Raw genomic sequence first — 18,893 nt, 5'->3', positions numbered from 1 at the left:
AGTGCCTTTCGCGTTGGTTCGACGATGTCAGTGGGCGGTGGGTGGTTCGGTGGGGTCCGGCAGGCTGGTCGCCGTGACGTCCGCGGAGATCTTGCCCCTGGCCACGGTGATCGACAGGGCGTCACCCGGGGAGACGTGCGCCGCGTCGCGCACCGCGCCACCGCTGGGGTCCAGGACCACGGCATAGCCGCGTGCCAGGGTGTTGAGTGGGGAGAGGGATCGGACCTGGGTGCGCAGGCCGTCGATCGTCAGCCGGGCGCCGTCCACCAGGCCCGACATGGCGCGCGTGGACCGGTCGCGCCAGGTGAGCATGTCAGCGGCACGGTCGTCGATCAACCTGGAGGGCTGGGCGAACACTGGACGGCTCAGCACCGATGCGAGTCCCTGTGCCTCGCGGTCGAGCAGCCTGGCCAGTGCACCGTCGAGGTTCGCCCGCATCTGCAGGATGCCCAGCTGTTCCTCGTTGTAGTCCGGCACGATCCGCTTGGCGGCGTCCGTGGGCGTCGAGGCGCGCAGATCGGCGACCTCGTCGAGGATCGGGTTGTCCGCCTCGTGCCCGATAGCCGATACCACCGGCGTGGTGGCCTGGTACACCGCACGGATCATCGCCTCATTGGAGAAGGGCAGCAGGTCCTCCAAACTGCCACCGCCACGGGCGATGACGATGACGTCCACCGCCTCGTCGGCGTCGAGTTCCTGCATGGCCGCAATCACCTGGGGCACCGCGCCATTGCCCTGTACCGCCACGTTGCGGATCTCGAATTCCACGGCCGGCCAGCGCAGCGTGGCATTGCGCACGACGTCTTTCTGGGCGTCGGAATCCCGTCCGGTGATCAGTCCGATGCGGGAGGGGAGGAAGGGAAGGCGGCGCTTGTGCTCGGGCGCGAACAGGCCCTCGTTGCGCAGTTGTCCCCGTAGGCGTTCCAGGCGTGCGAGCAGGTCGCCCAATCCCACGGCGCGGATGTCATTGGCCCGCATCGACAGGCGTCCGGCACGCAGCCAGAAGTCCGCCTTGACGTTGACGATGACATGGGCGCCTTCCTGCGGCTGCGTCGGCATCCTGTCGAGGACGTTGTTGAAGACCTGGACGGGCAGAGACATCTCATCGTTCAAATCGCGCAGGGTCAGATACGAGACCTTGCCGCGCCGATTGAACTCGATGACCTGTCCCTCGATCCACACCGCTGACATCTTGTCGATGTAGCGCTTCATATTGGAGCTCAGCAGGGCCAGGGGCCAGGGATTGTCCGGCGAAGTCTGGGCTGCGGTGGGCGCCAGGGCGGGAGTCTGCGGTGCACCGACGGTCCCGGGTGTGCCCGATATCCGTTCGACCATGGTTATTCCTCCATCCCGGCCGCTGGGTGCGCGGCCCGTGCTTGTCCCAGACAACACTAACCCGAGGCACTGTCACGCCTTTTACAATGGCCGGATGAGCACTGTACTCCTGCCCACCCCGGCGGTGCCGCGACACCGGGCCCCCGCCTCGGCGATCCGCAGCCCGCAGGGCATTCGCAAGCGCGTCCTGTTGGCCGCCCCGCGCGGCTACTGCGCGGGTGTCGACCGCGCCGTGATCACCGTCGAACGCGCGCTGGAACACTACGGCGCACCCGTCTATGTGCGCAAGGAGATCGTGCACAACCGGCACGTGGTCGAGACCCTGGCGGCCCGCGGTGCGGTGTTCGTCGACGAATTGGACGAAGTGCCCACCGGGGCCAGGCTCGTCTTCTCCGCCCATGGGGTGTCGCCTGCGGTGTTGGATCAGGCCAGGGAACAGGAGCTGGACGCGATCGATGCGACGTGCCCCCTGGTCACGAAGGTGCATCGGGAGGCGGTGCGGTTCGCCAGGCAGGGCTATCACATGGTGATGATCGGCCACGCCGGGCACGAGGAGGTCGAGGGCACGATGGGAGAGGCCCCAGGGCTGATCACCCTGGTACAGAATCCGGCTGAGGCCCGCAGTGTCGAACTGCCGGCAGGGGTGCCCCTGGTGTGGATCTCACAGACGACCCTGAGCGTGGACGAGACGCTGGAGACCGTCGCCGTGCTCAGAGGTCGGTTCCCCGAGCTGGTCGATCCGCCCAGCGATGACATCTGCTATGCCACGACCAACCGCCAGGCCGCAGTCAAGTCGATCGCGCAGCGGGCGGATCTGCTCATCGTGGTCGGCAGCGCGAACTCCTCGAATTCCGTGCGCCTGGCCGAGGTCGCACGGCTCTCCGGTGCGCGGGTTGCCAAACGCGTGGACAACGCGGGCGAGATCGATGAGGGGTGGTTCAACGATGTCGCCACCGTGGGGGTGACGAGCGGGGCCAGCGTCCCCGAGGCCCTGGTGCGTGATGTGCTGGGACTGTTGGCCGAGTACGGATTCGACGAAGTCGAGGAGGTCGAGACCACCACCGAGGACCTCATGTTCGCCCTGCCCAAGGAACTGCGCCGGGATCTCAAGGCCGCGGGCATCGCGTCTTCGAACAAGCCGGGCGGGGCGGATCGGCGTCACGACCTGCGCTGATGACTCCATCACATGTAGTGATTTGAACCACTTTATATATCGGGGTAATCTGGCTCACGCTCAAGTGAGAAGGAGGTCCCCCGTGACTGATAGCACCACTGCAAGCCCCGGCCCCACGACCGGTTTCGAAGGCCAACCGTCGATGAAGAGACGCCTTGGTTTGATTTCCCTGAGTTTCATGGGCATCGGATCCATCATCGGCTCCGGCTGGCTGTTCGGCGCCTATAACGCCGCAATGATCGCGGGTCCCGCGGCCGTGTTCTCCTGGCTGATAGGCGGGGTGATGATCCTGGCGATCGCCTTCTGCTTCGCCGAAATCGGCCCGATGTTCCCCGTCTCCGGCGGTGTGGTGCGCTATCCGCACCTGGTCTGGGGGTCCCTGGGATCGTATGCCCTTGGTTTCGTCATGTGGGTCGCCGCGGCGGCCACACCGGCGATCGAGGTCATGGCCGTCTTGACGTACGGGACTAAATTCGCGCCCTTCACCACTGCGGTCGTCGGCAGCAGCGGCACCACCTCGCATGTGCTCACCCCCATGGGGATCGTCGTGGGCATCGTGCTGATGGCGGTGTTCACCGGACTGAACTACTTCGGAATCCGGCTCTTCGCCCGGATCAACGACGTCATGGTCTGGTGGAAGCTGTTTATGATCGTCCTGGTGGTCGCGGTCTTCCTGATCTGTGGCTTCTTCACGATGAAGATGGGCGGGCCCTCGAATTTCACCTCCCACGGCTTCGCCCCGCACGGCTTCGCCGCTGTCCTGACCTCCGTGGCGACCGCGGGAATCGTGTTCTCCTATACGGGCTTCCGGCAGCCGATCGAATTGGCCGGCGAGACCAAGAACCCGAAACGGAACATTCCCCTGGCGATTCTGCTGTCGGTGGGTGTGTGCGCGATCATCTACGCGCTGCTGCAGTTGGCCTTCACCGTGGGCGTGCCCGCGGAGATCCTGGACCGCGCGGGATCGTGGACCGGCCTGAGCTTCGACGATGACTTCGGCCCGCTGGCCGCTCTGTCGACGCTGGCCGGCCTGGGTGTGCTCACGGCCCTGCTCTACATCGATGCGATCGTCTCGCCGGCCGACACCGGCCTCATCTTTGTCGGCGTGGCTGCACGGGTGTCCTATGCGATCTCCCGCAACGGGAACGCGCCTAAGTTCCTGGGGAAGATCTCCAAGCACGGTGTTCCCGCCGGCAGCCTGATCTTCACCTTCATCGTGGGCTGTGTGCTGCTCATGCCCTTCCCCTCCTGGCAGGAGATGGTCGGGTTCATCACCTCCGGTTCGGTGATCTCCTTCGCCGCCGGCCCCCTGGTCCTGTCCGCACTGCGCAAACGGCTGCCCGAGCACCCGCGGCCATTCAAACTTCCCGGTGGGCAGTTCATCGCCATGGTCGCCTTCTGGTTCGCCAACCTCATCGTCTACTGGACGGGCTGGGAGACCAACGAGAAGCTGTTCATCGCGATCATCCTGGGCCTGATCGTGCTGGCCTGCATGTACCTCTTCGGCAAGAACGCTGACCATATCGCCAAACTGCACTGGCGCAACGGCGTCTGGGCCATCGTGTGGCTGGCGGGCCTGGCCCTGATCAGCTTCCTGATGGACCCCGCGCGCAATACTCCGGAGGGTTCGGATGCGACCCCGGCGGTGTTCTGGTGGGCGATTCCCGTGCTGCTGGTCTACAGCCTCGTCATCTTCTTCTGGGCGCAGAAGTCGGTGCTGCCCCATGACGATGTCGCACAGCGGGTGGCCGAGTTCGAACACGAGGCGAATTCCTCCGTGGAGGAGTGAGCGACAGGAGCGCTCCGTTCGGCCGGGTTGCGGAAAGGCCCGCCGGGCGGAGCGCTCTATGGTGTCCGAGATCTCTTCCCTTGCGGAATAGTTAAAGGTTGAAGTAAGTTGATCTGGACATGAAGAAATTCGGATTCTTGAGCTTCGGCCATTACGGGACCGGAGGCGGGTTGGGCAACCCCGATGCCCGCCAGTCCCTGCACGAGGCCATCGGCATAGCCCAGGCGGCAGACGACCTGGGTGTCAATGGCGCGTATTTCCGCGTCCACCACTGGCAGAAGCAGTCGGCATCGCCCATGCCGCTGCTGGCGGCGATCGCCGCCACGACGAAGCGCATCGAGGTCGGCACCGGTGTGATCGACATGCGCTACGAGAACCCGCTGTACATGGCGGAGGAAGCAGCGCAGCTGGACCTGATCGCCGATAACCGAGTGGCACTCGGCGTCAGCCGGGGGTCACCAGAACCCGCCCTGCGCGGTTATGAGGCCTTCGGCTACACCGGGTCCGAGGACGTGCGGGGGACTGATATCGCCCGAGCCCACTTCGGACTGTTCATGGACGCGATCCGCGGCCGCGGGGTCGGCCCGGCCGATCCCGCACAGTTCGGACGCACCGGGCTGTTGCGGGTCGAACCGCAGTCGCCGGGCCTGGACCGCCGCATCTGGTGGGGCGCCGGCAGCTTCCAGACCGCCAAATGGGCCGCGCAGCAGGGAGTGAACCTGATGAGCTCGACCCTGGTGGAAGAGGCCACCGGTCAGTCGCTGGGCGATCTGCAGAACGACCAGATCGAGGTCTACAAGGAGGCCTGGGCACAGGCCGGACACGACTGGACTCCGCGCATCTCCGTGAGCCGTTCGGTCTTCCCCATCGTCACCGAGGAGGACCGGCTCATGTATTCGGCCATGGGCGGTGATTCCGAGGATCAGATCGGCATCATCGACGGGCTGCAGACCACCTTCGGCAAGTCCTATGTGGGCGAACCCGATCAGCTGGTCGAGCAATTGCGCCAGGACAAGGCCGTGATGAACTCCGATACGCTCATGCTGACCATTCCCAGCCAATTGGGCGTGGACTTCAACGCCCGCCTGCTGGAGTCCTTCGCCAAGTACATCGCCCCCGAGCTGGGCTGGGAGCCCGCGAACTCCTAGCCGGTCGCGGATGTGGCACCGAGCCGTCGAGGCACACTCGCCCGAGTGCGCCTCGACGGCTCCGTTGTGTCCAGGGCTGTTGCGGGCCGGATCGTGGTGGGTTCGAGCTTGCTAGGGTGAGGTGAAAAACGAAAGGCCGCCATGTCGGCCCACCGTGTCCTCCCAGCGTTGGTCGCCCTCGTGGTGATGACCACCTCGGCCTGTTCCTCCACACCGAAATCCAATGATGCCGTCCCCACCCCGACTGCGTCCTCGGCGCCGAGGACCGGTGGGCGGGAGACGGCCGTCCCGACGAAGTCCGAAGGGGCCGCGGCGATCAACGGCCACTGGTGCGATGTCTATCTGGACGATAGTGCGGACGCCTGCTTCGAAGTGAAACTGCCCAAGGTCGTATTCGACAGCGGCAGCTCCTACCGGATCGACCGATACGGTTCGCCCAAGGACCTGGGCGGGGGAGTGTTCCAGTTCGACCAGGACGGTGCCCCGTTCGGGCAGTATTATCCGGCGGGTGTGCCACTGCAGGGGTTTGATGCCGACACGTATGACTATGCAATCGGAGACCTGCGGCAGTACGACCGGATCTGGAATTCGCAGGACGGGCGATACGCCGTCAGGCAGGGGATTGAGCGAGGTGCATGTCCGGTGGGCGTGGAGCCCGCGGTGACGTGTCCCAAGCGATAGTGGGCCCCGGCGCCGTGTGGCCTGCGGCCCGGTAGACTTGGTGACCGTGGCTTTGACAATCGGAATCGTGGGACTGCCCAATGTCGGCAAGTCGACCATGTTTAATGCACTGACCAAGAACCAGGTACTCGCGGCGAACTACCCCTTCGCGACGATCGAGCCGAACGTGGGCGTCGTCGAACTCCCGGACAAGCGCCTGAACCGCCTGGCCGAGATCTTCGGTTCCGAGAAGATCCTGCCGGCCACCGTCAGCTTCGTCGACATCGCCGGCATAGTGCGCGGTGCCTCGGAGGGTGAGGGCCTGGGCAATCAGTTCCTGGCCAATATCCGCGAGGCCGACGCGATCTGCCAAGTGGTCCGCGGGTTCTCCGATCCGGACGTGGTCCACGTCGACGGCGCCGTCAGTCCTGCCTCCGACCTGGATACGATCAACACCGAGTTGATCATCGCCGATCTGCAGACCCTGGAGAAGGCGCTCCCCAGGATCGAAAAGGAAGTCAAGCGCAAGCAGGCCGAACCCGAGGTCCTGGATGCGATGAAGAAGGCCCAGGCGATCCTGGAGGACGGTCATACGCTGTACTCGCAGATGCAGCAGGGCAAGTTCGACGCCGAACCGATCCGCGAACTGCAGCTGATGACGGCCAAGCCGTTCCTCTACGTCTTCAACGTCGACGATGACATCTTGGGCGATCCTGCGAAGAAGGACGAACTGCGCGCCCTGGTGGCGCCGGTCGAGGCGATCTTCCTCGACGCCAAGTTCGAGTCCGAACTGGCGGAGCTCGACGATGACGAGGCCCTGGAGATGCTGGAGCTGTCCGAGCAGGACGAGCCCGGCCTGGACCAGCTGGCCCGGGTGGGATTTGCCACCCTGGGTCTGCAGACCTACCTGACCGCCGGTCCCAAGGAATCGCGCGCCTGGACGATCCACCAGGGCGACACCGCCCCGCAGGCCGCCGGCGTCATCCACACGGACTTCGAACGCGGCTTCATCAAGGCCGAGATCGTGTCGTTTGAGGACCTGGACGAACTGGGGTCGATGGCCGAGGCGAAGGCCCACGGCAAGGTCCGCATGGAGGGCAAGGACTACGTCATGGTCGATGGGGATGTGGTGGAGTTCCGCTTCAACGTGTGAGCTCCGTGGTTCGACGGTGACGCAGTACCGCGATCGACGAGCCCTTTCCGCGATGGACGCGTGCGCCGTCGAGCGAGGAAGATGGCGGTATGACATCGAGTGCTGACCTCGCCGCACGGATCCGCAAGCTCGGTCTCCCGGAAGCAGTTGCGCGCATTGCGACTGAGGGCGGCGAGTCTGTCAGTCCGGCACTGTTCTATCGTGCCGATGCCGTATTTCGCGAGCCTGCAGAGGAGATCCAGCGCGGAACGGCTGAGGACCTGGTTCCGTTGTGGTCGTGCGGCACGCAGCACGCGTTCGCGGGGCAAGGTCGTTATCTCATCTGGGGGCCCGAGAGCGATGAGCCGGATGCGGTCTTCGCGACGTTCGCAGAGCTTGTGCGGGAACTGCTCACCGACCTCTGGGAAGACGAAGAGGACGAGGGTGAGCGGTCTCGTGTCGCGCATCTGCTGCTTCCTCATGATGAGGCTATCGCGGCTCTCGCCCCTCGCGAGCGCTGAACCGCTGCACGGTCGTTGCCGAGCTCGGCGTGCTCGATCTCTGGGCCGCGGTAAGCGGTGCAGCTCGACTAGCCGGAGCGCTTCGCGGAACCCTGACTGCGGTCTCTGCCGATCCTGGAGCGAGCTCTTCGCTCGACCCCGTCGACTCATTGTCCGGGAATCGCCTGGGGATGGCGTCAGGGCTTCTGATCGGTGAGGCGTGTGAGCCACTCGATGAGCAGCTGCGTCTGAGTCTGCCCGAGCACCTCGGGCTGGGAGGCAGCAATCTCGATGGTGGTCGCCAGGGGAGTCGCGGCTCGCGCGTCCGTGCCGGTGATCGCCGCGATCGTGCCCTCACGGACGGCGGTTGAGAGCGTCGGGTCGGGCTGGGCAAGGATGATCTGGCGCAGCGTGACACCGATGTTGGTGACGAGCACATGCGCAGCGGCCTGATCCGGGGGCACGACAAGGCGGCCCTGGGCGGCAGCGCGGGCCGCGAGGCCGCGCAGGATCTCGCTGGGCCGAGACTGCGCAGCGGGGGAGTGGCCGGGGCGCACCTTCCCGTACATGAGCGTGTAGAAGCCCGGGTTGGCCAGGCCGAAGGAGACGTGTGCGTCCCAGCCGGCTCGGATGTCCTGGATGGGGTCGCCGGAGGACTCCATCGACGCCTTCTGTCCGAGGTACAGGTCGAAGCCGTGCTCGACGACAGCATCGATGAGGCCCTGCTTCGATCCGAAGAAGTGATACAGCGTCGGCATTTTCACGCCGACGGCGTCGCACACGGCCCGCAGGGAGAAGTCCTCCCCTGGGGCGGCGGCGATCAGGTCTGCCGCAGCGGCGATCAGCCGTCCTCGTGTATCGCTTCCGACTGCACCTGTCATGCTGATACAGTACCTGATGTAGCAGTGGCATACTGTTACATATCAATGATACGAAGGGCTGACATGACGGACCATACACTCTCCGGCAAGAACGTTCTGATCGCAGGCGGGGCGAAGAACCTCGGCGGCCTCGTCGCCCGCCAGGCTGCGCAGGTCGGCGCAAATGTCGCGATTCACTTCAACTCCGAAGCCAGTCGGGTCGATGCCGAGCAGACGCTAGCGGCTGTCGAGGCATCGGGCGTCAAGGGTGCGATCATCCAGGCTGACCTGACGGTGCCGGCTAACGTCGCCCGCCTGTTTGCGGACGCGGAGGCGGCGATCGGCACGATCGACGTGGCGGTGAACACCGCGGGCAAGGTGCTGCGAAAGCCGATCGTCGAGACCACCGAGGACGAGTACGACTCGATGTTCGACATCAACTCCAAGGCCGCCTACTTCTTCATCCAGGAGGCGGGCAAGCACCTGGCCGACGGTGGAAAGATCATCACGATCGTCACCTCGCTGCTGGCAGCGTTCACCGACGGTTACTCGACCTACGCCGGCGGCAAGTCTCCCGTCGAGCACTTCACCCGCGCCGCGGCCAAGGAGTTCGCGGGCCGCTGGATCTCTGTCACGGCCATCGCGCCGGGCCCGATGGACACGCCGTTCTTCTACGGACAGGAGACCCCGGAGCGAGTCGAGTTCCATAAGTCCCAGGGGATGGGCAACCAGCTCACCAAGATCGAGGACATCGCCCCGATCGTGCGCTTTCTCGCCACCGAGGGCTGGTGGATCACCGGCCAGACCATCCTGGCCAACGGCGGATACACCACCCGCTGAGCCGACATTTCCGCACCGACAACGAGACCATGGAGAATTCCATCATGACCACGCAACAGATTCCTGAGCCGGTCGCGTCATTCCTGGAGCGCGTGAACGCCCACGACGACGAGGCATTCCTCGACGCCTTCACCTCCGCCGGGGCTGTTGACGATTGGGGGCGCACGTTCACCGGCCGGGAGCAGATCAAGGCATGGAGCGATAGAGAGTTCATCGGCTCCCGCGGCACCTTGACTGTCGAAGAGGTTGGAACCACGGGCAGCACTGTCACCGTCATCGGTGACTGGCGTTCCAACCATGCCAACGGCCGTTCGACGTTTGTCTTCGAGATCGATGGCGACAAGCTCACCAAGATGACCATCCGCGAAGGCTGAAGACCGCGACAGGCGGACGTCGATCCGGTCGACGCCCGCCTGCCGCTGTTGCCGTGCCGAGCCACGTTGTGAGGACCCACCGCATGACCATCGTTCCGCTAGCACGCCCCGGGAACCGTCGATCCGAAGTCGGGCCGGTCGAGCTCTTCTTCGACCTGGTCTACGTCTTCGCCATCATCCAGCTCTCACATCTGCTCATCGAGCACCTGTCGTGGACGGGGGCAGCGCAGACCATGGTCGTCTTCGCCGCAGTGTGGTGGGGGTGGAACTACACCGCGTGGGCGATGAACTGGCTCGACCCGTCCCGCACGGCCGTGCAACTGCTCTCCGGGGTCCTCATGCTCGCCGCACTCGGCATGGCCATCGCCATCCCCAGCGCGTTCGGCGACGGCGCATGGCTGTTCGTCGGCTGCTACCTGTTCATGGGGATCCTACGGCCGGTGTTCATGATGATCGCACACCGCGGACAGCAGCTCGCGTCGAACTACCGGATGCTGCTGCTGTGGACCCTGCTCGCAGGCATCTTCTGGGTCATGGGGGCTGCACTGCCCGCCGAATGGCGGCTGCTGGCCTGGTTGATCGCCGTCCTCATCGACTACGCCGCGCCACTGGCCGACTACAGGATCCCGGGGATCGGTGCTGCGCCCATGAGCGCGTGGGACACCGACGCTGAACACCTCGCCGAACGCAACCGCCTCGTCTTCATCATCGCCCTCGGCGAGTCTGTGCTGCTCATGGGCGGCACAATCGTCACCCACGGACAACTCACAGTCGCTCTGGCGGTGAGCGTGCTGGTGGGCTTCGCCTCCCTGTTCGTCCTCTGGTGGAACTACTTCGCCCTCGCCGGGCCGGAGACCGCGGGGGGGTGACTCCTCCACAGGTGCGCTGCGGTCCGCATATGCCTACGCGCACGCACTCATGGTGCTGGGGGCGATCCTCGTCGCGGTATCCATTGAGCTGCGTCTCTCACACGAGCACCTCACGCCCGCGATCGTCCTCGTCACGGTCGCAGGACCGATCGTCTACCTCATCGGAAACGTCCTGTTCCTGCGCTCCAGGTTCGGTCGATTGGCGCGGTCCCGCTTTATCGCTGTAGGCGTACTCGCCCTCATTGGTCTGGGCGCAGTGCTTCTCGACCATCAGCTGCCGGTGATCCTGCTCAGCGTCTCGGTACTCGCCGTGACCGCCATACTTGCCGCGCGTACAGCTCATCTCAGGCAGACCAGCACACCACACAAATGATCTGCTAGAGCCCGAGATGGTTCTTAGTGCCGGAATGTGGTGGAGTTCCGCTTCAATGTGTAGGGAGCCGGCCTGACCAGGGGCTGTGTTGCTTGGGCCCTGCGGGCAAGGGGTCTGAGTGTTCCGATCCAACGTCTGGCGATAGGTCCATAGATGCCTTCTGCGGCCCGAACACATCTCTCGTTGTCGGTGGCCATAGCTAAGATTCCGATGGACCTGCTCCACTGCGAAGGGACCACGATGGGGCGGACATCGCGGTGGCCGCCGCGCGTGAGCTGTGGGACGCCGGCCTCACCACCCCCGGCGCACATGCGCGCCTCGACGCACCGCCAGCGCGTCGCCGCGCTGGGCCGCGCCGGCTACCGCCGCTACGACGAGAGCACTGCGACCCGCCTGGGCCGCATGCCCGCGCACCTGCTCGCGGACTACGGCGGTGACCTGCGTCGGCTGCGTGCAACGGGGCACGGGGAGCCCGCGGCCCTGAGCCGCCTGCTGCGCGCCTTTCCCGGCATTGGGCCCGCCGGGGCGCAGATCTTCCTGCGCGAGTTCCAGGGGAGCGGGCGCCGGGCCGCGCCCTTGCCGTGCGCGGAAAAATGAGTAAGCTCAAAAATAGGCGCGCAGGTTGCGCGGCTGCCGCCCCGGCGGCCCATCGAGGAGGAACACCATGAGCGACATCGCCCGCGTCACCGTGCTGGGTGCCGGAGTGCTCGGCGCCCAGATCGCCTACCAGACCGCCTACTCCGGCTTCGACGTCACCGTCTACGACATCGGCGACGAGGCCCTGAGCGCCGGCCGCAAGCGCCTGGACGCGCTCGTCACCGCCTACCGGGCCGAGGTCGAGGGCTCCACCGAGGCCAGCACGCAGGCAGCGCTCGAGCGCCTGGCGATGACGACGGACCTCGCGCAGGCCGCGGGGAATGCCGATCTCATCATCGAGGCCGTCCCGGAGCGCCTCGACATAAAGCGCGAGACCTACGAGAAGCTCGCGGCGCTCGCCCCCGAGCACACGATCTTCGCGACGAACTCCTCGACCCTGCTGCCCAGCGACATGAAGGACTTCACGGGGCGTCCCGACCGCTTCCTCGCCCTGCACTTCGCCAACCAGATCTGGAAGTTCAACACCGCCGAGGTCATGGGCACAGCGGAGACGAGCCCCGCGGTCTTCGACACGGTCGTGGAGTTCGCCCGCGCCATCGGCATGGTGCCCATCCCCGTGCTCAAGGAGCGCCCCGGCTACGTGCTCAACTCGCTGCTCGTGCCCTTCCTCAATGCGGCCCTCGACCTGGCGGCGGGCGGCTACGCACAGCCAGAGGACGTCGACAACGTCTGGCGGATCGCCACGGGCGCGCCCATGGGACCGTTCCAGATCTACGACGTCGTGGGCCTTGGCACCGCCTACAACATCCTGTCGAGCGGCGATGAGCACAGCCAGCGCCTCGCCGCCTGGCTCAAGGAGCACTACATCGACCGCGGACGCATGGGCGCCGGCGCGGGCGGCGGCTTCTACGACGACCCGCAGGGCTGAGTCCCGCCCGCTCTGTGGTGGAGGTGGGCCGCGCTCGGTAGGCTCGACCTGCCGCGCCACGGGTGCGGCGGGCGCGCCGCCGGGCGGCCCGGTCGCGAGGAGGTCCGTGTGGGTGCAGCGCTGAGGGACGGCGATTCCGAGGCGGGCCCGGCCCGCCGGGAGACAGCCGCCGACCGCCGCGAATGGGCCGCCATGTGCCGCCACGTCCGCGTGCCCACGATGTGGGGCATCCCCCTGCGCCTCTTCCTGCTCGCCATCGGCGCCGTGCTGCCTGCCCTCGACCGCGCGCTCGCGCCGCCGCTGCACTACCCGCAGCTCGACGCGGGGGGCCGTGGGCTCGCTGCTGGGCATCATCTCCGGGGCCATGGTCACCTTGGCCGGCCTCGTCTTCAGCGCGCTGACGCCCGCCATGAGCCGGGGCGTCACCGCCCTGTCCGTGCGCATATCGCCGGTCTTCCAGGCCGATCGCGAGGGCCGGCGCCAGGGCCGCCAGGCGGCGGGCAGGCGGGATTCGGAGCCGAGGGGAGCGGTGGGCGACATGGGACCAGCCTAGGCGCGCCTCGGGACCGGGCCCGAGGCGCACCCGCGGTGGGCGGGGCTCAGATGAGCCCGTGCTCCTCGAGGAGCTGGCCGATCTCCCCGTGCTCGAGCCTGCCGCGCAGGTAGCCGCGCAGCGCGGCCGGGCCGGGCATCTCCACCTTCTTGCCGTCGCGCATGCGCGCCGAGGCCTCGAGCAGGTCGCGCACATCGTACGTGGAACCCCAGGTCTCCGGCACGCCGCGCTCCACGTCGAGGAGTTCGTAAACGGCCTCCATGCCGGTGCGCACCGAGTACTCGGTCGTGAAGATCGTGTCGCGGCCGGTCTCCGCGAACTGCCCGAGGAACGCGAAGTTCGCCGCCCCCTCCGGCACGACCTGCGGCCGGTCACCCGCGCGGCGGGGCATGAAGAAGCTCGTCACGTAGGGCATCATGACCGGCACGCACCGGGCGCCGGTCGCCGCGAGCTCGGGGATCTCCTCGACGGGCACGCCCAGGTGGTAGAGCCACTCCTGGGTGATCTCCTCGCCGGTGCACTGCGCCAGGGGCTTCTTCACGTAGTCGCCGTCGACGTCGACGAACAGACCGTAGACCCAGACGACGATCTGATCCTTCGGCTGCTTTTTGAAGTGCGGCTGGCGATTGACCGTCCAGCTCAGCAGCCAGGAGGAGTCCTCGGCGGTGACGATGCCGCCGGTGACCACGCGGCCGCTGAACGGATCGCGCTGGGCGATGCGCTCGATGTAGGCGGGGATGCGCTCATCGAGCGTCGTGACGGTGGCCGATTCCCACTTCGTCTCCTCGATCGAGGAGCAGAAGACCTCCGGGCGCCCGAACGCCGGGTTCTTTCTCGCGATGCGCTTCCACAGGTCCCAGGCCGGGGCCGGGCCCTCGTTGAGGGCTGCGGGCGTGTGGTGGTCGCCGTCATCGGAGTTGTCCACGAGCGAGCCGATCGTCATGAGCGCGAGGTCGTGCTCGCCGAGCTCGATGGTCTCCTCGGCGCCGTCGCGGCGGCAGCGGATCGCGGTGGCGCGGATCTCGCCGTTGCGGTGGGCGAAGTCCACATCGAGGACCTCGGTGCCGGAGCGGAAGACGACGCCGTGCTCGGTGAGGTAGTGCATGAGCGGCAGGACGAAGGACTCGTACTGGTTGTACTTCGTGAACTTCAGCGCAGTGAAGTCGGGCAGCCCGCCGATGTGGTGGATGAAGCGGTGGAGGTAGAGCTTGAACTCGAGCGCGGAGTGCCACTCCTCGAAGGCGAACATCGTCCGCCAGTACATCCAGAACGGCGAGTCGAGGAACTCGCGGCCCATCACCTCGTCGATGCGCTTGCCCTCCATCTCGGAGCGCTCGGCGAGGAAGATCTTCAACAGGTCCTTCTGCGCCCGCTTCGGCAGGTCGAAGCGGCCCTCGTGGCCGGCGTCCTCGCCCTGGCGCACGGTGGCGCGACGCAGCGAGTAGTTGGGGTCGTCCTTGTTGAGCCAGTAGAACTCGTCGAGCACGGAGGCGTCCTCGAGCTCCAGGGAGGGGATGGAGCGCATCATGTCCCACAGGCACTCCATGTGGTTCTCCAGCTCCCGGCCGCCGCGGATGACGAAGCCCTTCTCTGGGACGTCGAGGCCGTCGAGGGCACCGCCGGAGGTCTCGCCCTTCTCGAGGATCGTGACGTTGGCGCCGGGGACCCCGGCGTCGCGGATGAGGAAGACGGCCGCCGCGAGCCCGGCCAGCCCGCTGCCGACGATGTACGCCTTCGTCTCCTGGGCGTGCCGCGCGGGGCGGGGGCGCGCGAATGCCTCGTAGTTGCCTGCCGTGTGTTCCATGGTCCGTCCTTCCCGACGAGGCCGGACGGCGGTCGTCCGGCCTCGTAATTGAGTGTACTCAATAATGAGTCGACTACAATCGCGGTGTGAGGACTCAGGATTCCATGCGGCACGGGCAAGCGGCGGCGCCGGGCAGGCGCGAGCGGGCGAAGGCGGACAAGCGCGCCCGCATCCTCGCCGCGGCGCTGGCGCTGTTCGAGGAGCGCGGGTTCGAGCGCACGTCGATGAGCGAGGTCGCGCGCGTCGCGGATGTGGCGCAGGGGACCGTCTTCCAGTACGCGGCCACGAAGGCGGAGCTGCTCATGATGGTCGCTGAGCCGCTCTGGGGCGCCCACGAGCAGGCGAACACGGCCCCGCCGCGCTCCGCGCCGGCGGCGGGGGAGACCGCGGCCCAGATCGCGGAGCTGATCTCGCCGTTCGTCGCCGCGATGCGCCGCTGGCCCGAGCCCACGACGTGGGTCGCCCGCGAGATCCTCTTCGGTGCGGATATGCCGCATCGCCGGCGGGTCCTCGACCACGTCGATCGCCTCGAAGAGCAGATCGCCGCGCGCCTGCAGGACGGCCGGGCCGACGCTTCCGGTGCGATCGGAGCGGCGCGGGACGGTGCGACAGGCACTGCTGGCGACGAGCCCGGTGCGGCTGCGGCGGCCGGCGCCCGCCTCATCGTCGCCGGGGTGCTGGCCGAGCTCAACCGCTCCCGGCAGAGACGGATCGACGGCGAGGACGTCGATGTGGTGCTCCGCCGGCTCATCGACCTCGTGGTGGCGGGGGCGGGCGCCGCCCGGTGACCCGGAAGCCGTCCGGGCCGTTCGAGCCGCCGCTGGCACCGGCCGGCGCCGCCGCGATTGCCCACCGCGTGGCCGGCAGGCGCGTGCCCGCCGGGGTCGTGTGGGGCCCACCGTCAGGTCCTCGCCCAGCAGGGCGGGGGCGATGGCGGCATCGGAGAACTCCATTGCCGGAGATGTCGTTGTCCTCGTAGACCCCTGCTGGAGTCCATCCTCTAGCCTTGATGAGCGCCTCGGCGTCCTCCCTGTGGCGGTCCATGCCCAGGCGACGGTTCTCGCGATACTGAGAGATCCGCAGGTAGACGGCGACCCGCCGAGGCTCAGCACTCATGGAGTCAATCTACGTCAAAGGTTATTCGGCTACGGAACGTGGTCGAGTTCCGGTTTAACGTATAGCGTTATTGACGTGTCGCGTTAGGTGTGGCGGCATTTCGTCATGATCAGATCGTTCGCCGACCGGGATACGGAGCGCGTGTGGTTCCGTAAACCTGTCAAGCGACTTGATCCGCGAATCCACAAAGCCGAGAACAGGAAGCTGCATCTTCTGGATGCGGCAACGACGTTACAAGTTCTGCGTGTCCCGCCCGGCAACCGCCTTGAGGCGTTGAAGGGCGACCGGCGGGGACAGTACAGCGTCCGGGTCAATGACCAGTGGAGGATCTGCTTCCGTTGGACGGATGCTGGGCCAGAAGACGTGAAGATCGAGGATTACCACTGAGGAGGCATGATGTCCGAGAAGCTCTACCCACCGATCCATCCTGGTGAGGTCTTGATGGAGGACTTCATCGGAGGATTCGGGATCACACAGCACAAGCTGGCCGTGTCCATTGGAGTACCTCCCCGTCGAATCAATGAGATCGTCCACGGCAAGCGTGCAATAACCGCTGACACTGCACTTCGGCTGGGGCGCTACTTTGGTACGGACCCCCAGTTCTGGCTGAATCTGCAGACTCGTTATGATCTGGAAATTGCCGAGGACCGAGCCGCCGGCCAGATCGCAGAGATTACCCCACTGAAGGTTGCGTGAGCGTGAACGAGTTGGCGGGTCTCCTCCGGTGTGCGGACGACGCAGAGGTGGAGACCGTCTGCCGTTACCAGCCCCGACATATTGAACTCACTCGGGCAGAGGCCGGCTGTCTTCTCTTTGAGGTTGTGCAAACGGGGGATCCGCTTATTTGGTCGGTTGCCGAGAGATTAGCTGATGAGTCAGGGTTTGACGCTCATCAGGCGTGAGTGCGGACGAGCGGCTGGGGACATGCAACTGCTGGAATCAGGCGGGACTACGCCTTCGGGACGAGTGCCAAATAGCTCGACAGTGCCAGAGATTGATTTGTGTCGGAATGTGGTGGAGTTTAGGTTCAATGTGTAACTTCTCGCTGAGCGAAGTGAGATGTATGGTGTCTTCGAGTAGCCGAGGCCGCATACTTGTATGACAGCTACGCCACTGACGACCTGGGTTCGTGGGTTCGTCGCTGAGAAGCAGTGAAGAGGGACAATGGACCAAGTCAATTATGACTATTGGACTACGATCGGGACGGTTGGCGCTGTTGTCGTGGCTCTGGTCGTTGCTCTCTGCCAAGCGACGGTCGCCATTGTTATTTCTGTACGCCGGCGTATTTTTGCACGGAGGAAAGTCGCCTCCTTGGTATCTGCTTGGCTTGAACACAGCTATAGTCCAAGTGCTGATGGAGATTACTATCAGCGATCAGTCTATCTGCATCTCGCAAATGAATCTGATGAGCCAGTTTTTAAAGCTGAAGTTACTTGCGGGATCGAGACTGGTGACGGTGTGATTCGACTCGGACCACTATCCGCACCGAGAGTGATTCCGGTCCTTCCACCGAAGCGAGAATTTGTCTACGACGTGACTATGGGGATGCTGGGTTTTGGTGAATTTGCTCACGATGCTTTCCGAGGGCTCGTAGCGGAGGTGGTTTTCAGCGATCACGAAGGTGGTCGGTGGAGACGGGAATTCGATGGAAAGCTAGAAAAAGTGAAAGGGCCAATCGCAGCAGCGATGGTAGAGGCCGAGGATGAATTTTCTCTGGCTCAGGCCGGTCCTGTCGAGAATCCATATAATCCACTTGCAATTGTCTTTGCGTTTACTACAGTTGCGAACGATGAGAGTATTGCTGATCAACAATTTCACGAGTATTTGGTTGACCAAGCAGTTGGGTGGAACGAGACACCCGAAGACGAGTTGTTAGAAATTCGAAAAATACTTAGAACTGCTAACCTAGCGCTGCACGTCTGGTATCCGACGCCTCGCATAGCATACGTTCGTCTCCTCGATGATCGAGATACGCGCTGTGGGGCGCGGGGTGCGACGGTTCTGACGTTGGTGTGGCGCAATGGAGTCGGATGGACATTTTTTGGTATGGGTCCGTATTTACCTTGGAGTATTGGGTTCGAAGCGGGAGAGTTAGAAACTGATCCCCTTGATGGTAGGGAGCATTAATCGCGTTGTAGAGGTTGCTCCGTGTCGGAACTCGGTGGAGTTCCGGTTTAACGTATAGCGGAATACCCCTCTGGAGGAGGAAAGAAGTGAGTTTGCGCAGCCGTGATTCTGCAGTCTGTATTCGGCCGGTGAACGGCGCGAGGGAGTATCCCAGGCTTGTCGAGATCTGGCGGAGCGCTGTAGATGCGACGCACGACTTCTTGGCTCCGGTGCATCGTGACCAGATTCAGTCGCAACTTGAGTCGGACTACCTGCCAGAAGTCGACGTGTACGTGGCAGAGCGTGGCGGTGTGGTCTCGGGGTTCGCAGGTGTCGGAGAGCGCCGACTGGAGATGCTCTTTGTTGACGCCTGTCAGCGAGCCAGCGGGATCGGTTCTGCATTGTTGGAGGCCGTCGTCGCCAGAAACGGTGTGACAACCGTTGACGTCAACGAGCAGAACACGCAGGCCTCCGAGTTCTACCGTCGGCACGGGTTCGTGGTCGTTGGTCGAAGCGAGGCGGACCAGCAGGGTCTTCCGTATCCGTTACTGCACATGGCGTTGTCGGGAGGAGAAGTAACCGGTGATGTGGTGGGGTTCCGTTTCCACGTCTGACACTGAGTTTCGAAGCGCTCCTCGGCGGCTGACATTCGTCCTATCTGCAATGAGCCCTTATAGAATCACGGGGTCCACGTCGGCGGACTGCATCATGTCCATCAGCGACGTAGCGCGAGTG

23 protein-coding genes are annotated in these 18,893 nt (G+C 65.0%); 19 read left to right on the top strand and 4 right to left on the bottom strand.

Going from position 1 to position 18,893, the window contains the following annotated elements; all coding sequences use genetic code 11:
* Window positions 1–27 precede the first annotated feature (27 nt).
* Window positions 28–1,335 carry an exodeoxyribonuclease VII large subunit gene (xseA, locus tag NQ034_RS10105; RefSeq protein WP_257048659.1) on the bottom strand — a complete coding sequence of 436 codons (1,308 nt, stop codon included), beginning with the start codon at window positions 1,333–1,335 and terminating at the stop codon, window positions 28–30.
* 94 nt (window positions 1,336–1,429) lie between these two features.
* Here xseA and NQ034_RS10100 point away from each other — a divergent pair, with 94 nt between their 5' ends.
* The 6 genes from NQ034_RS10100 (at window position 1,430) to NQ034_RS10075 (ending at window position 7,759) form a co-directional block, all read left to right on the top strand.
* Complete coding sequence (locus tag NQ034_RS10100; RefSeq protein ID WP_257048658.1) at window positions 1,430–2,509, top strand: 4-hydroxy-3-methylbut-2-enyl diphosphate reductase; 1,080 nt, start codon at window positions 1,430–1,432, stop codon at window positions 2,507–2,509.
* 82 nt (window positions 2,510–2,591) lie between these two features.
* Window positions 2,592–4,298, top strand: coding sequence for an APC family permease (locus NQ034_RS10095; protein WP_257048657.1), 1,707 nt, complete (start codon window positions 2,592–2,594; stop codon window positions 4,296–4,298).
* Window positions 4,299–4,417: 119 nt separating this feature from the next.
* A complete protein-coding gene (locus NQ034_RS10090) occupies window positions 4,418–5,446 on the top strand; it encodes an LLM class flavin-dependent oxidoreductase (protein ID WP_257048656.1) in 1,029 nt (342 codons plus the stop codon).
* 141 nt (window positions 5,447–5,587) lie between these two features.
* On the top strand, window positions 5,588–6,127 hold the full coding sequence (locus tag NQ034_RS10085) for a hypothetical protein (RefSeq protein WP_257048654.1): 540 nt from the start codon (window positions 5,588–5,590) through the stop codon (window positions 6,125–6,127).
* 46 nt (window positions 6,128–6,173) lie between these two features.
* The gene (gene ychF / locus NQ034_RS10080) at window positions 6,174–7,259 is read left to right on the top strand and encodes a redox-regulated ATPase YchF (RefSeq protein ID WP_257048652.1); all 1,086 of its coding nucleotides are present in this window, start codon (window positions 6,174–6,176) and stop codon (window positions 7,257–7,259) included.
* An 89-nt stretch (window positions 7,260–7,348) separates the two neighbouring features.
* Entirely contained in the window at window positions 7,349–7,759 is a 411-nt protein-coding gene (locus NQ034_RS10075; RefSeq protein WP_257048651.1) for a hypothetical protein, read from the top strand.
* A gap of 176 nt (window positions 7,760–7,935) precedes the next feature.
* Here NQ034_RS10075 and NQ034_RS10070 read toward each other — a convergent pair whose 3' ends face one another.
* Window positions 7,936–8,619, bottom strand: coding sequence for a TetR/AcrR family transcriptional regulator (locus NQ034_RS10070; RefSeq protein ID WP_257048650.1), 684 nt, complete (start codon window positions 8,617–8,619; stop codon window positions 7,936–7,938).
* Between the two features lie 63 nt (window positions 8,620–8,682).
* Here NQ034_RS10070 and NQ034_RS10065 point away from each other — a divergent pair, with 63 nt between their 5' ends.
* From NQ034_RS10065 to NQ034_RS10035, 7 genes are all read left to right on the top strand, one after another.
* Window positions 8,683–9,438 (top strand): SDR family oxidoreductase, encoded by a 756-nt coding sequence (locus tag NQ034_RS10065; protein ID WP_257048649.1) that lies wholly within the window; start codon window positions 8,683–8,685, stop codon window positions 9,436–9,438.
* A gap of 44 nt (window positions 9,439–9,482) precedes the next feature.
* The gene (locus NQ034_RS10060; protein ID WP_257048648.1) at window positions 9,483–9,812 is read left to right on the top strand and encodes a nuclear transport factor 2 family protein; all 330 of its coding nucleotides are present in this window, start codon (window positions 9,483–9,485) and stop codon (window positions 9,810–9,812) included.
* Window positions 9,813–9,895: 83 nt separating this feature from the next.
* Window positions 9,896–10,681, top strand: coding sequence for a low temperature requirement protein A (locus tag NQ034_RS10055; protein WP_257048647.1), 786 nt, complete (start codon window positions 9,896–9,898; stop codon window positions 10,679–10,681).
* 49 nt (window positions 10,682–10,730) lie between these two features.
* A complete protein-coding gene (locus tag NQ034_RS10050; RefSeq protein ID WP_257048645.1) occupies window positions 10,731–11,054 on the top strand; it encodes a hypothetical protein in 324 nt (107 codons plus the stop codon).
* Between the two features lie 270 nt (window positions 11,055–11,324).
* Window positions 11,325–11,651, top strand: coding sequence for a hypothetical protein (locus NQ034_RS10045; protein ID WP_257048643.1), 327 nt, complete (start codon window positions 11,325–11,327; stop codon window positions 11,649–11,651).
* A 67-nt stretch (window positions 11,652–11,718) separates the two neighbouring features.
* A complete protein-coding gene (locus NQ034_RS10040; protein ID WP_257048641.1) occupies window positions 11,719–12,579 on the top strand; it encodes a 3-hydroxyacyl-CoA dehydrogenase in 861 nt (286 codons plus the stop codon).
* A 331-nt stretch (window positions 12,580–12,910) separates the two neighbouring features.
* Window positions 12,911–13,132: a DUF2254 domain-containing protein gene (locus tag NQ034_RS10035; protein ID WP_257048639.1), complete on the top strand. Its 222-nt coding sequence runs from the start codon at window positions 12,911–12,913 to the stop codon at window positions 13,130–13,132.
* A gap of 46 nt (window positions 13,133–13,178) precedes the next feature.
* Here the strand turns inward: NQ034_RS10035 and NQ034_RS10030 are convergent, their stop codons facing one another.
* Window positions 13,179–14,936 (bottom strand): oleate hydratase, encoded by a 1,758-nt coding sequence (locus NQ034_RS10030; RefSeq protein WP_257048638.1) that lies wholly within the window; start codon window positions 14,934–14,936, stop codon window positions 13,179–13,181.
* A gap of 94 nt (window positions 14,937–15,030) precedes the next feature.
* Window positions 15,031–15,240, bottom strand: coding sequence for a hypothetical protein (locus NQ034_RS10025; RefSeq protein WP_257048758.1), 210 nt, complete (start codon window positions 15,238–15,240; stop codon window positions 15,031–15,033).
* On the opposite strand from NQ034_RS10025, the gene NQ034_RS10020 reads away from it, so the two are divergent.
* The 6 genes from NQ034_RS10020 (at window position 15,161) to NQ034_RS10000 (ending at window position 18,772) form a co-directional block, all read left to right on the top strand.
* Window positions 15,161–15,724, top strand: a complete 564-nt coding sequence (locus NQ034_RS10020; protein ID WP_257048754.1) for a TetR/AcrR family transcriptional regulator — start codon at window positions 15,161–15,163, stop codon at window positions 15,722–15,724. The genes NQ034_RS10025 and NQ034_RS10020 overlap by 80 nt on opposite strands.
* Window positions 15,725–16,157: 433 nt before the next feature.
* Window positions 16,158–16,439 carry a type II toxin-antitoxin system RelE/ParE family toxin gene (locus tag NQ034_RS10015; RefSeq protein WP_257048637.1) on the top strand — a complete coding sequence of 94 codons (282 nt, stop codon included), beginning with the start codon at window positions 16,158–16,160 and terminating at the stop codon, window positions 16,437–16,439.
* A 9-nt stretch (window positions 16,440–16,448) separates the two neighbouring features.
* Window positions 16,449–16,748, top strand: a complete 300-nt coding sequence (locus NQ034_RS10010) for a HigA family addiction module antitoxin (protein WP_257048752.1) — start codon at window positions 16,449–16,451, stop codon at window positions 16,746–16,748.
* On the top strand, window positions 16,745–16,954 hold the full coding sequence (locus NQ034_RS16440) for a putative quinol monooxygenase (RefSeq protein WP_373566600.1): 210 nt from the start codon (window positions 16,745–16,747) through the stop codon (window positions 16,952–16,954). Before NQ034_RS10010 ends, NQ034_RS16440 begins: the two co-directional genes overlap by 4 nt.
* Window positions 16,955–17,216: 262 nt before the next feature.
* Complete coding sequence (locus tag NQ034_RS10005) at window positions 17,217–18,179, top strand: hypothetical protein (RefSeq protein ID WP_257048636.1); 963 nt, start codon at window positions 17,217–17,219, stop codon at window positions 18,177–18,179.
* Window positions 18,180–18,265: 86 nt separating this feature from the next.
* On the top strand, window positions 18,266–18,772 hold the full coding sequence (locus tag NQ034_RS10000) for a GNAT family N-acetyltransferase (RefSeq protein WP_257048635.1): 507 nt from the start codon (window positions 18,266–18,268) through the stop codon (window positions 18,770–18,772).
* The last annotated feature ends 121 nt before the right edge of the window (window positions 18,773–18,893 follow it).

This window comes from Brevibacterium moorei (assembly GCF_024580735.1).
Lineage (GTDB): Bacteria > Actinomycetota > Actinomycetes > Actinomycetales > Brevibacteriaceae > Brevibacterium > Brevibacterium moorei.
Note: the sequence above shows the minus strand (reverse complement) of the source record. Positions and strands in the feature narration are given on the sequence as shown.